Origin of the sequence: Thiothrix nivea DSM 5205, from assembly GCF_000260135.1 — a bacterium.
GTDB lineage: Bacteria > Pseudomonadota > Gammaproteobacteria > Thiotrichales > Thiotrichaceae > Thiothrix > Thiothrix nivea.
Map to the genome: position 1 here is coordinate 1,055,989 of NZ_JH651384.1, position 11,965 is coordinate 1,067,953.

Sequence of the window (11,965 nt, forward strand, 5' to 3'; positions counted from 1 at the left end):
AGCCCAACCCATGCCCAGCAAACTCCCCCGCTTTGGCGAATTCGTCGCCCTGATCGCGATGCTCAGTTCCCTCACGGCACTGTCCATCGACGCGATGCTGCCTGCGCTTGCCATCATCGGGCAAGACCTGGGCGTGCAGCACCCCAACGATGCGCAACTGATCATTTCCACCCTGTTTCTGGGGCTGGCGAGTGGGCAGGTATTCTTTGGTCCGCTGTCGGATGCGACCGGGCGCAAGCCACTGATGTACGTGGGGCTGGGCATATTCATGCTCGGCAGCCTGCTGGCAATGCTCTCTCAGGATTTTTCCCACATGCTGGCAGGGCGCTTTTTGCAGGGGCTGGGGGCTTCCGCGCCACGGGTGTTGACCATTGCGCTGGTGCGTGACTGCCATGGCGGGGCAGCAATGGCGCGGATCATGTCGTTCACCATGAGCATTTTCATCCTGGTGCCGATGATCGCGCCATCGCTGGGGCAAATCATCCTGTTATTGGCAGGCTGGCGCAGCATTTTTAGCGTATTCCTGACGCTGGCCGTGATTGCCGCGTTGTGGTTCTGGCTGCGGATGCCGGAAACTTTGCCCACAGACAAACGCCGCCCCCTTACCCTGAAAAAATTCACGCAGGCGTTGCGGGAAATCCTCACCAACCGGGCCAGCATGATGTATACGCTGGCTGCCGGAGCCGTGTTCGGGGCATTTTTGGGTTACCTGAGTTCGGCGCAGCAAATCCTGCAACTCCAGTACGGGTTGGGCGAACGCTTCCCACTGTATTTTGCCCTGCTGGCGCTGGCGGTGGGTGTATCATCCATCCTCAACGCGCGACTGGTCATGCATTATGGAATGCAATGGCTGGCGCTACGAGCTATCCTGGCGTTTACCCTGTTATCCGGCCTGTTCCTGTTGGTCACTGTCAGTGCCCAAGGACATCCACCGCTGCTTAGCCTGCTGGCCTATCTCATGCTGGCTTTCCTCTCGCTGGGAATGCTGTTCGGCAACCTGAATGCACTGGCGATGGAGCCGCTCGGGCATATTGCCGGTATCAGCGCATCGGTCATCGGCTCGCTATCGACGCTGACGGCCATCCCACTGGGAACCCTGATCGGCCAACGCTATGATGGGACCGTGCTGCCGCTGGTCAGTGGTTTCTTTATATTGGGGTTGCTGGCCAGTGGCCTGATACTGGCAGGGAGGAAAACCGCATGACCATACTGACCTTCTTGCGCCACGCCACCGCGCAGGATCGCCAGCTACCCATCCCCGACGCATCCCGCCAACTGATCGGCAAAGGCAAACACCAGGCGCAGCGCGTGGCTGGGTTCTGTAGCAAACACGGGCTGGTTCCCGGCTACCTGCTGTGCAGCCCACTGGTGCGGGCGCTGGAAACGGCTCAACTGCTGCAACACAATCTGCAAGGCTGCCCACAACCACAAACAGTCGGCTGGCTGACAGGTGCAGAGCCAGAATCCATGGTTACCGAACTGGAAAAACTCGCTATCAGCGGCCAGGATGACATCTGGCTGGTAGGTCATGAACCGGATTTTTCCGAAGTCATTTCCCTACTGCTAGGCAGCCGAAAACCTATAGTGAAAGCAAAAAAAGCGTCCCTGATCCGTCTGGAGGTAGACTTTCAGGAAGGTAAAGGGCAGCTCCTGTGGAGCATCCCCAACACCCTAATGAAATGAAACGTTACACGTTGAACAGGAAGTTCAGCACATCGCCATCCTTGACGATGTAATCCTTGCCTTCCGCACGCATTTTACCGGCTTCCTTCGCGCCCTGCTCACCCCTGTAGGCAATGAAATCGTCATAGGCAATGGTTTGCGCACGGATGAAACCACGCTCGAAATCGGTATGGATCACGCCCGCAGCCTGTGGTGCAGTGGCGTTTTTGCGCACTGTCCATGCCCGCACTTCCTTCACGCCCGCCGTGAAATAGGTCTGCAAACCCAACAGCGAGTAACCGGCACGGATTACCCGGTTCAGCCCCGGCTCCTCCAGCCCCATACTGGCAAGAAATTCGTCACGCTCAACATCTTCCAGTTGGGAAAGCTCTTCCTCGATTGACGCGCAGACCGGCACGACTTCCGCGCCTTCGCGGGCAGCGATTTCCTGCACGACATCCAGAAACGGGTTGTTTTCAAAGCCGTCTTCATTAACGTTGGCGATGAACATCAACGGTTTAATGGTAATCAGGTGCAGTTCGCGCAGCAGCAGACGCTCTTCCGGTGTCATTTCCAGCGATCGGGCGGAGTTGCCATCGGAAAGGTGCTTGTACATGCGTTCCGCCATGGCCTTCTGTGCCACCAAATCCTTGTCGCCAGACTTGGCTGAACGGGTCAAGCGGTTAACGGCCTTTTCGGCTGTTTCCAGATCCGCCAGCACCAGTTCGGTGTTGATGGTGTCGATGTCAGAAGCCGGGTCAATCTTGCCTGCCACGTGGATAATGTCATCGTTCTCGAAGCAGCGCACTACCTGCGCAATCGCATCGGTTTCACGGATGTGGGCAAGGAATTTGTTGCCCAGACCCTCACCTTGCGACGCGCCTGCCACCAGCCCGGCGATATCGACGAACTCCATGGTGGTCGGCACAATACGTTCCGGCTTGACGATTGTTGCCAGCGCATCCAGACGCGGGTCAGGCATGGGCACAATGCCGACATTCGGCTCGATCGTACAGAACGGGTAATTCGCCGCCTGAATGCCCGCCTTGGTGAGGGCGTTGAACAGGGTGGATTTGCCCACGTTTGGCAAACCAACAATTCCGCACTTGAATCCCATGACTTCGGTACCTTGTGTATCAATTAACGGGTGTGCAATGCCTGCATGGCCTTTTGCATTTCACCCTGCAAAATCAGTTCAATCTGGTCGGCAGCGGCATCAATCGCCCGCAAAATGACGATTTCATCGTCTTGTGAAGGGCGTGACAACACATAATCCACCACCTTGTTGCGGTCGCCGGGGTGTCCAACACCCAAACGCAACCGCCAGTAATCCGCCCCCAGATGGGCATGGCAATCACGCAGGCCGTTGTGCCCGCCGTGGCCGCCAGCCTGTTTCAGGCGTACATCACCTGCCGGGATGTCCAGCTCGTCATGCGCCACCAGGATCTGCTCCACCGGAATGCGGTAGAAATCCGCCAGCTGACGCACCGCCAGCCCACTGCGGTTCATGAAGGTCATCGGCTTAATCAACCAGATCGTGTTGCTACCCACTTGCAGCTTACAGACATCACCGGAAAAGCGCTTTTCGGTGGCAAACTGGACAGAATAACGCCGCGCCAGTTCATCAACAAACCAAAACCCGGCATTGTGCCGGGTTTTGTCATACTGGCTGCCGGGGTTACCCAAGCCTGCAATCAGGCGGATCGGGGTTCCCATCTGCATCTACCTTAGTGGCAGGAAGCAATAGCCGAGTTGTGGTCTTCACCCAGCGCCAGTGTTGGCAGGCTGACGCCTTCCGGCAGTTTCAGGTCAGACAGGTGCAGGATCTGGCCTTTTTCGATGCTGATCATGTCAACTTCGATGTATTCAGGCAGGTTCTTCGGCAGGCAGGAAACTTCAACTTCAGACACGACGTGGCTGATGGATGCACCCTGCTCTTTCACGCCCTTGGATACATCTTCGTTGATGAAGTGCAGGGAAACGTGGATACGGATTTCCTGGTCTTCGCTGATGCGTTGCAAGTCAGCGTGCATCACGATGGGCTTGGACGGGTGGCGCTGCAGGTCACGCAGGATGGTCTGTTCCTGATGGTCACCGAAATCAACGGTGATGATCTGGGAATAGAACGCTTCTTCCTGAAGGTTCCGCACCATTTCATTGTGGCGCAGCGTGATGGATTTGGCATCCTGACCCGCACCGTAAATCACGGCTGGAACCAGGTTTTCCTTACGCAGGCGGCGGCTCGCACCCTTGCCCTGCAAATCACGCGCCTGAGCAGTCAGGACGTATTTCTTTGACATGTTGTTTCTCCAAAAATAATGGCCAGAGTCCGCGACCAGACCCAGCCTGATGATAACCCCCCCCATCCCCAACCCTTCCCCCTCAAGGGGGGAAAGGAGCAAGAGAGGGGTACAAAATCATAAACCTTCAAACAGGGAGCTGACTGACTCGTCCTGATTGATGCGTAAAATCGTTTTTGCCAGTATCCCGGCGACCGAAAGCTGGCGAATCTTATCACATTTTTTCGCGCTTTCACTCAATGGAATCGTGTCGGTAATGACAACTTCGTCCAGGGCAGAATTTTCGATGTTGCTGACAGCCTTGCCGGAAAACACCGCATGGCTGGCATAGGCCCGCACACTCAATGCACCATGGCCTTTAAGTGCCGTCGCGGCATTACATAACGTACCACCGGTATCAATGAGGTCGTCGATCAGGATGCAATGACGCCCTTCCACGTTACCGATAATATTCATGATCTCAGACTTGTTGGGTTCCGGGCGACGCTTGTCGATGATGGCCAGATCAGCATCCCCCAAACCTTTCGCCAACGCGCGGGCGCGCACCACGCCACCAACATCCGGCGAAACTACCATCAAGTGTGGCAAATCCTGGCTCAAAATATCGTTCAGCAATACGCCAGAGGCATAAATATTGTCAACCGGCAGGTCGAAGAAACCTTGTACCTGATCAGAGTGCAAATCAATCGTCAGTACGCGGTCAACATGCCCGGTGGAAATCATGTCCGCCACCAGCTTGGCCGAAATCGGCACCCGCCGTGAACGCACCCGCCGATCCTGGCGTGCATAGCCGTAATAGGGAATGACCGCCGTAATCCGCCCTGCTGATGCACGGTACATGGCATCGGCGATAATCAGCAGTTCCATGATGTTATCGTTGGTCGGCGCGCAGGTGGATTGCACAATGAACACATCCCGACCACGCACGTTTTCCAACAGCTCAACATGCACTTCACCGTCGCTGAAGCGCTCTGCCTTGATTTTGCCGAGGGGAATACCGAGGTGATCGACGACTTTGTGGGCGAGTTCCGGATTTGCGTTGCCGGTAAACACCATCATTCTATCGTCAGACATGACACATCCGCATTGAGTTGGGAGGAAATGGCAGGGCTGCTAGGATTCGAACCTAGGGATGCTGGAATCAGAATCCAGTGCCTTACCGCTTGGCGACAGCCCTGCTGAAACAACGTTATTCTGGAGCAGGAAACCTGTTTCCGTTCAGAAGATGGCAGGGCTGCCAGGATTCGAACCTGGGAATGCTGGAATCAAAATCCAGTGCCTTACCGCTTGGCGACAGCCCTACTGAACAAACACAACTTTTTACACTGTAACCAGTCTTTGCTGAAGAGGTGACATTGTAACCCCTTGAGCAACAAAACCAAACCATTCTGGAGGCAAGTTTTGCAGGATTTTGTTACCTTTACCCTTGCTACTGACAGGAGCAAACAAACAACTGCCTGAACCGGTCAACCTTGCTTCTGCGAACCCTGACAGCCAGCTTATAGCATTGGCCACTTCCGGGTAACGTTTTTCCACCACCGGTTGAAAGACATTGCTGCCTTGCCCGTCATGGAAGGCGGCTAATGTAATGGGCAGGCAATCACGTGTCAAGTCTGGCGCGGAAAAAAGTTCAGCCGTCGGCACATGTACGCGCGGATGAATAACAACATACCATTTTGTCGGCAACTCCACGGGTGTCAATTGCTCGCCTACCCCTTCCGCCCAGGCAGCATGGCCGCGCACAAATACCGGCACATCCGCCCCCAGCCGCAACCCCAATGTCGCCAGCGCATCGTCATCCAGGCCACAATTCCACAGATGGTTCAGCCCTTTCAATACCGTAGCGGCGTCGGAACTGCCCCCGCCCAGGCCACCGCCCATCGGGATGCGTTTCTGGACGTGAATATCCGCCCCCAACCGGCAGCCGGTTTCCTGTTGCAACAGGCGGGCAGCACGGACGGTGAGGTCAGCATGTTCTGGTACATCCGCTGCCCCTGCCGGACGGTGAATTTCACCATCCGCACGCACGCTTAGGGTAATGTCATCGCCGAAGTCGAGAAACACAAACAGGGTTTGCAACAGATGATAGCCATCCGCACGCCTGCCGGTAATGTGCAGGAATAGGTTAAGTTTAGCTGGGGCTGGGAGAATCAGGGCTTGCATTAATAGCGCGTCTGCCAATCCTTGGCGATCACCTTGACCTTGGTATCAGGCGCTCGGCTCAGGTTGATTTTTTCCGGCAGCGCCTTCCAGTCATTGTCCTGCCAGCCGTTGTATGCCACCACCCAACCGGATTGTTGCAGCATTTCCGGCCTGCCCTGCGCATCCAGCTTGACCTTTTGTACCGGAGAATCAGGCGCAGGTACGCCGCGCACCCAGTATTTCATGCCATCCAGCGGCAGGGATACGCCCAGTTGCCCTTGCAACAGCCGCTCCGCGCTGGCGTCCTGGTAGGTTTTGCCATTGGTCTGCAAGGTCACTTCGCCAGGGCTGCCCTTCAGGTAAGCGACGATAGAGCCAGTCAACGGGTTCTTGATGTTCATCTCATACCCGTCATTGCCATTCTGTAGCCAGGACATATTGAAAGAGGCGCTTTGATCCTGGAACTGTACGCCAACCTTGCCCTGCAAGCGCCAAGCACTCATGCGGGCAAAATCCGCTTGCCGCTGCTTCCAGTTCGCTTGCGCATCTGCGCCGGAAACGGTATCAGTTTTCGGGGCGGCCTGATGTTGGGCAGCGCACCCGCCCAGTGTGAGCAGGCATACACCTGCTACCGGTATCCATCGTTGCATGTTGTTCTTCCTGAGTGGGGAATTATAAACCGACCAGCTTTTTCCTGACATTGACGAGTTGTGCGTCATCTGGGTATTTGACCAGCATTTCGTCCAGCAGGGTTTTGGCTTCCGCCTGCTTACCCCCTGCTGACAGCACTTCGATCAGGTGGCTGGCTATTTCGGGGTCTTGTAACTGAGTATAGGCTTTCCGCAGCCAGCTTTCCGCTTCCGCAAGCTTGCCGGTGCGGAACAGGATCCAGCCCATGCTATCCATGATCGCCGGGTCGTTGGGGCGTTGCTGCAATGCCTTGTTGATCAGCGCCTCAGCGTCCGGGTAGCGCTCGGTATTGACCACCAGCATATAGCCCAGCGCATTCAGGACTGTGGCATTGTCAGGCTCCTGCTGAAGCAAGGTGCGCAAGTCAGCTTCAGCAGCCTTGAAATCCCCGGCTTTTTCAGCACTGAGGGCGCGTGAATACAGCGTATCAAAGTCGTCCGGTTTCAGTGCCAGCGCCTTCCCATAGATGGAAATGGCGTCCTTGTAGCGGCCCTTGTCGTGTAGCAGGTGGCCTTCTGTCTGCAACAGCAGCAGCTTGCGGTCATCGTTGCTGGTTGCTTGCTGTTGCTCTTCCAGCCACTGGCGGGCGGACTCAAGGCTTTCGGTTTCCAGCAGCAGGCTGGCGACGCGCAACGTGGCTTCCTTTTCATAGTGGCCGCCCATGGCCTGTTGGTAGAAGCGGATGGCCTTCTCCGGGCGCTTCTGCCCTTCCTGGATTTGCCCCATGAAATAACTGGCCTCGGTGGCACGTTCGGGAATATCCAGCAATTTTTTGATTAAGGGTTCGGCAAATGCGAATTCTTTCTGCTCCAGATACAGCAGGCCGAGCGTATACAGGATGTCGGTGTTATCAGGGTGGCTGGCATAAAGTTGTTTGAAGATCGGGGTTGCTTCCGCACGCCGGTCGGCCAGGATCAACATGCGTGCATAATCCAGCTTCAGGTCGGGGTTCTTGCTGGCCTTGGAGGCCGTTTCCAGTTCCGTCACCGCATCCGGCACCCTGTCCATGCCCGCCAAGGCCTTGGCGATGAGGCGCGATGCCTGTTCCTGCTGAGGCTTGTCACCGGCCTGCCTGGCGGTGCGCGCGGCTTTCAGGCCATCCTCAAACTGGTCGGAATTAATGGCTAGCGTAGCCAACGCCAGTTGCGCCCGCGCTGAACTGTCCACGGTTTGCACGTACTGTTTCAAGGTCTGGAAAGATTTTTTGGCATCCGGTTCCAGCGCCAGCAGGGAAACGATGAACTCAAACCCGTGCCCATCCTCCTTTTCCACCTTGTCACGGACTTTGGCCAGTGCCTTGGCGGCGGCCTCGTAGTTGCCCGCGCGCAGGCTGTTGATCGCCTGGTATTGCAGGGCTTCCGGCGACTCAGGCTCCAGCGCAACCCAGCGTTCCAGCGCGCGCGCCGCCAGCGCATTGTCATTGACGCCGACCGCCAGTTCCACTGCCCGCCTGGCGATGGCCGGGTCATCGCTTTGTTGCGCCGCCGCCGCGTAATGCAGCGCCGCCTGCCCGGGGTTACCTTCCTGGATAAACATTTCCGCCGCCAGGATATTGTAAACCTGATAACTGAGCGGACTGCTGAAAGTGGCGACATTCGTTGTCTGCTGGCCAGCAAATGTGTTGTTCCCCAATGCACAGCCACCCACGAAGATGGAAAGTGCGAGGCTGATGAAGCGACGCGACAAGCGTATGCCTTGCATGTTGTTCTCCGGTATCGCGCAATACCATTAGTGTTATGTTGTAAGCGCTTTTAAGGTTATATTCAGCGAATGACCTTGTAATCGCCCATAACGTATCAGAAAATTCGCGGTTCTGAAAATGAAATGTATCCGTTGGTATAACACTGAATGTCCATCCTGATCGTTGGAGTCAATCACAAAACCGCCCCTGTCTCCATCCGGGAAAAGGTTTCCTTCTCGCCTGACAGCATGATGCAAGCCCTGCATTCCGCCCATCAGGTGGTGCAGGAAGACCTGATCCTGTCCACCTGCAACCGCACTGAAATCTACGCTGCCTGCCATCAGCAACAGCCTGTGGAAACCCTGGTGGAATGGTTGGCCAGCTGGCACAACATGCCAACCGCGCAACTGCAACCTTACCTCTATATCTACCAGCAGGAAGAAGCCGTGCGCCACGCCCTGCGCGTTGCCTGCGGGCTGGACTCACTGGTGTTGGGTGAACCGCAAATCCTCGGCCAGCTCAAATCCGCCCTGCAAGCCGCCAGCGACAGCGCCGTCACCGGCAACCAGCTGAACCGGCTGATGCAACACGCCTTTTCCACCGCCAAAAAAGTCCGCACCCAAACCAGTATTGGCGCAAACCCGATTTCAGTCGCCTTCGCCGCCGTCAGCCTGGCCAAGCAAATTTTCAGCAAACTGGAAAAACAGACAGCCCTGCTGATCGGCGCAGGTGAAACCATCGAGCTGGTCGGCAAACACCTCGCCGCCAACGGCATTGGCAACATCCTGGTCGCCAACCGCAGCATCGACAAGGCACAGAAACTGGCGGGCGAATACGGCGGCAAGGGCATCGGCCTGCAAGACCTCGCCGAACACCTGCCCAAGGCCGACATCGTGATTTCCTCCACCGCCTCGCCCGTCCCCATCCTTGGCAAAGGCACGGTGGAACGCGCCCTGAAAATCCGCAAGCACCGCCCCATGTTCATGGTCGACATCGCCGTGCCGCGCGACATCGAGCAAGAGGTTAGCCAACTCGACGACGTATACCTGTACACCGTCGACGACCTGCAATCAGTGATTGAGGAAAACCTGCAATCGCGCCGCGCCGCCGCCGAACAGGCCGAAAGCATGGTGCTGGAAGAAGTCGCCAATTTCATGGCCTGGCTGCGCGCGCAAGACCACATGGCCACCATCCGCAACTACCGCGCCCGTACCGAAACCATCCGTCAGGAAGTGTTCGACAAAGCGCTAAGCCTGTTACACAACGGCAAAAACCCGGAAGAAACCCTGCAATTTCTCGCCCACACGCTGGCCAACAAACTCTCGCATGACGCCACCCAGGCCATGCACCACGCCGCCCGCAACGGCGACCACTGCTTGCTGCAACACGCCAGAACCCTGTTCAACCTGCCCCTTAATGCAACTGACGACAACGGCTAAACACCTGTGAAAGCATCCATCCTGCAAAAACTCGAAACCTTAAGCGAACGTTACGCCGAAATTGCCGCCCTTCTGGGCGAGCCGGACGTGATCGGCAACCAGGAACAATTCCGCAAACTGTCGATTGAATACAGCCAACTGGAGCCGGTCGCGCAAGGCTTCCACGCCTACCAGCAGACCAGCGCCGACATTGCCACCGCCCAGGAAATGCTGACCGACCCGGAAATGCGCGAAATGGCCGAAGAAGAACTCGATACCGCCAAAACCCGCCGCGCCGAACTGGAAACCGACCTGCAAAAACTGTTGCTACCCAAAGACCCGCACGATAACAGCAACGTATTCCTGGAAATCCGCGCCGGTACGGGTGGGGACGAGGCCGCCATTTTCGCCGGTGACCTATTCCGCATGTATTCGCGTTACACCGAAATGCGCCGCTGGCAGATCGAAATCATCAGCCAGAACGAGGGCGAACACGGCGGCTACAAGGAAATCATTACCCGCGTGATCGGCCAGGGCGCGTATTCGCGGCTGAAGTTTGAATCCGGCGCGCACCGGGTGCAGCGCGTCCCCGCCACCGAATCGCAGGGGCGCATCCACACCTCCGCCGCCACCGTGGCCGTCATGCCGGAAGTGGATGAAGTGGAAGCCACCGACATCAACCCGGCAGATTTGAAGATCGACACCTACCGCGCATCCGGTGCTGGTGGGCAGCACATCAACAAGACCGAATCCGCCATCCGCATCACCCACCTCCCGACCGGCATCGTGGTGGAATGCCAGGATGAACGCTCCCAGCACAAAAACCGCGCCAAAGCGATGGGGCTGCTGCAAGCGCGCATTTTCGAGGGCGAACGCCAGAAACAGGCAGCCGAGCAGGCCGAAACCCGCAAGAGCCTGGTCGGTTCCGGCGACCGTTCGGAACGCATCCGCACCTACAACTTCCCGCAGGGGCGAGTTACCGACCATCGCATCAACCTGACGTTGTACAAACTGGACGAGATCATGGCCGGGAATGTGGATCAGGTGATTGAGCCGTTGATCAATGAATATCAGGCGGATCAGTTGGCGGCGTTGGCGGATGAGTGAGAAGAAGAGGGGGGGAATGGGAGCAAGAGTGGGGGAGTTGTTGGCAGAGGCTGTCCTGCAACTGGAAACAGTATCGGAATCGGCGCGCGCGGATGCGGAAATATTGCTGGCACATTGCCTGCAAAAACCACGCACATGGCTGTTTACCTGGCCTGAAAAAGAGATTGATGCCAACATTGTGGCAGAGTTTCAGCGCTTGCTGACAGAACGGGAACAGGGTGTTCCGGTTGCCCATCTGACAGGTCAGCGCGAATTCTGGACGCTAAACCTCAAAGTCACCCCCGACACCCTCATTCCCCGCCCCGAAACCGAACTACTGGTCGAAACTGCCCTGGAAATAATAAGGCGAGTGGATGACTGTAGGGGCAACCCCCTGTGGTTGCCCTCTTCAAGGGCAGGCACGGGGGCCTGCCCCTACGTGGCGCAGGTTAGTCCGCCAATTGGTGCCCGGGGCGCGATCAGCGCCCTCGACCTAGGCACTGGCACCGGCGCAATCGCCCTCGCCATCGCCAGCGAACACCCCGACCTGCATATTACCGCCACCGACTTCTCACCCGCCGCCCTAGCCGTCGCTAAAGAAAACGCCCACACCCACACTATCCACAACGTGCAATTCATCCTCTCCGACTGGTTCAACGCCCTACCCGCCCGGCACTTCGACATCATCGTTTCCAATCCGCCGTATATCGAAGACAACGACCCGCATCTGAGCCAGGGCGACGTGCGCTTCGAGCCGCTGACTGCGCTGGCCTCCGGCCAGGACGGGCTGGACAACATCCGCAAGATCGTAAGCAACGCGCCACAATGGCTGGCAGACGGTGGCTGGCTGCTGCTGGAGCACGGCTACAACCAAGGCGTGGCAGTAACGGCACTGCTGCGGGAAACCGGCTTCCGGGAAGTGCGTTGCCTGCCGGATTTGGCAGGCAACGACCGGGTCAGCCTCGGGCAATGGTGTCAATAAACAC

At 57.2% G+C, this 11,965-nt stretch carries 12 protein-coding genes and 2 tRNA genes; 5 read left to right on the plus strand and 9 right to left on the minus strand.

Features of this window, described 5'->3' with window-relative positions:
• Positions 1-10: 10 nt before the first annotated feature.
• The gene (locus THINI_RS05495) at positions 11-1,204 is read left to right on the plus strand and encodes a multidrug effflux MFS transporter (protein ID WP_002707662.1); all 1,194 of its coding nucleotides are present in this window, start codon (positions 11-13) and stop codon (positions 1,202-1,204) included.
• Positions 1,201-1,683: a SixA phosphatase family protein gene (locus THINI_RS05500; protein WP_002707663.1), complete on the plus strand. Its 483-nt coding sequence runs from the start codon at positions 1,201-1,203 to the stop codon at positions 1,681-1,683. The genes THINI_RS05495 and THINI_RS05500 overlap by 4 nt, the downstream gene beginning before the upstream one ends.
• A 4-nt stretch (positions 1,684-1,687) precedes the next feature.
• Here the strand turns inward: THINI_RS05500 and ychF are convergent, their stop codons facing one another.
• The 9 genes from ychF to THINI_RS05545 form a co-directional block, all read right to left on the minus strand.
• Entirely contained in the window at positions 1,688-2,779 is a 1,092-nt protein-coding gene (ychF, locus tag THINI_RS05505) for a redox-regulated ATPase YchF (RefSeq protein WP_002707664.1), read from the minus strand.
• A gap of 23 nt (positions 2,780-2,802) precedes the next feature.
• Positions 2,803-3,378, minus strand: coding sequence for an aminoacyl-tRNA hydrolase (gene pth / locus THINI_RS05510; protein ID WP_002707665.1), 576 nt, complete (start codon positions 3,376-3,378; stop codon positions 2,803-2,805).
• Between the two features lie 11 nt (positions 3,379-3,389).
• Positions 3,390-3,962, minus strand: coding sequence for a 50S ribosomal protein L25/general stress protein Ctc (locus THINI_RS05515; RefSeq protein ID WP_002707666.1), 573 nt, complete (start codon positions 3,960-3,962; stop codon positions 3,390-3,392).
• Positions 3,963-4,079: 117 nt separating this feature from the next.
• The gene (locus THINI_RS05520) at positions 4,080-5,036 is read right to left on the minus strand and encodes a ribose-phosphate pyrophosphokinase (RefSeq protein ID WP_002707667.1); all 957 of its coding nucleotides are present in this window, start codon (positions 5,034-5,036) and stop codon (positions 4,080-4,082) included.
• A 28-nt stretch (positions 5,037-5,064) separates the two neighbouring features.
• Positions 5,065-5,139, minus strand: a tRNA-Gln gene (locus tag THINI_RS05525).
• 49 nt (positions 5,140-5,188) lie between these two features.
• Positions 5,189-5,263: transfer RNA gene (locus THINI_RS05530), tRNA-Gln, on the minus strand.
• A gap of 19 nt (positions 5,264-5,282) precedes the next feature.
• Positions 5,283-6,125, minus strand: coding sequence for a 4-(cytidine 5'-diphospho)-2-C-methyl-D-erythritol kinase (ispE, locus tag THINI_RS05535; RefSeq protein WP_002707668.1), 843 nt, complete (start codon positions 6,123-6,125; stop codon positions 5,283-5,285).
• Positions 6,125-6,754, minus strand: a complete 630-nt coding sequence (lolB, locus tag THINI_RS05540) for a lipoprotein insertase outer membrane protein LolB (protein WP_002707669.1) — start codon at positions 6,752-6,754, stop codon at positions 6,125-6,127. The genes ispE and lolB overlap by 1 nt, the downstream gene beginning before the upstream one ends.
• A 22-nt stretch (positions 6,755-6,776) precedes the next feature.
• Positions 6,777-8,495, minus strand: coding sequence for a tetratricopeptide repeat protein (locus THINI_RS05545; protein WP_002707670.1), 1,719 nt, complete (start codon positions 8,493-8,495; stop codon positions 6,777-6,779).
• Positions 8,496-8,642: 147 nt separating this feature from the next.
• Between THINI_RS05545 and hemA the strand changes: the two genes are divergently transcribed.
• The 3 genes from hemA to prmC are packed head-to-tail and all read left to right on the plus strand — an operon-like array spanning position 8,643 to position 11,961.
• Complete coding sequence (gene hemA / locus THINI_RS05550; protein ID WP_002707671.1) at positions 8,643-9,914, plus strand: glutamyl-tRNA reductase; 1,272 nt, start codon at positions 8,643-8,645, stop codon at positions 9,912-9,914.
• A 6-nt stretch (positions 9,915-9,920) separates the two neighbouring features.
• Positions 9,921-11,000, plus strand: a complete 1,080-nt coding sequence (prfA, locus tag THINI_RS05555) for a peptide chain release factor 1 (protein ID WP_002707672.1) — start codon at positions 9,921-9,923, stop codon at positions 10,998-11,000.
• A 16-nt stretch (positions 11,001-11,016) separates the two neighbouring features.
• Positions 11,017-11,961 carry a peptide chain release factor N(5)-glutamine methyltransferase gene (gene prmC / locus THINI_RS05560; RefSeq protein WP_002707673.1) on the plus strand — a complete coding sequence of 315 codons (945 nt, stop codon included), beginning with the start codon at positions 11,017-11,019 and terminating at the stop codon, positions 11,959-11,961.
• Positions 11,962-11,965 lie beyond the last annotated feature (4 nt).

Coding starts and splice junctions, on each gene's coding strand:
- hemA (WP_002707671.1), top strand. CDS start 8,643: ATGTCCATCCTGATCGTTGGAGTCAATCACAAAACCGCCCCTGTCTCC.
- prmC (WP_002707673.1), top strand. CDS start 11,017: ATGGGAGCAAGAGTGGGGGAGTTGTTGGCAGAGGCTGTCCTGCAACTG.
- THINI_RS05495 (WP_002707662.1), top strand. CDS start 11: ATGCCCAGCAAACTCCCCCGCTTTGGCGAATTCGTCGCCCTGATCGCG.
- THINI_RS05515 (WP_002707666.1), bottom strand. CDS start 3,962: ATGTCAAAGAAATACGTCCTGACTGCTCAGGCGCGTGATTTGCAGGGC.
- THINI_RS05520 (WP_002707667.1), bottom strand. CDS start 5,036: ATGTCTGACGATAGAATGATGGTGTTTACCGGCAACGCAAATCCGGAA.
- THINI_RS05500 (WP_002707663.1), top strand. CDS start 1,201: ATGACCATACTGACCTTCTTGCGCCACGCCACCGCGCAGGATCGCCAG.
- lolB (WP_002707669.1), bottom strand. CDS start 6,754: ATGCAACGATGGATACCGGTAGCAGGTGTATGCCTGCTCACACTGGGC.
- ychF (WP_002707664.1), bottom strand. CDS start 2,779: ATGGGATTCAAGTGCGGAATTGTTGGTTTGCCAAACGTGGGCAAATCC.
- ispE (WP_002707668.1), bottom strand. CDS start 6,125: ATGCAAGCCCTGATTCTCCCAGCCCCAGCTAAACTTAACCTATTCCTG.
- pth (WP_002707665.1), bottom strand. CDS start 3,378: ATGGGAACCCCGATCCGCCTGATTGCAGGCTTGGGTAACCCCGGCAGC.
- THINI_RS05545 (WP_002707670.1), bottom strand. CDS start 8,495: ATGCAAGGCATACGCTTGTCGCGTCGCTTCATCAGCCTCGCACTTTCC.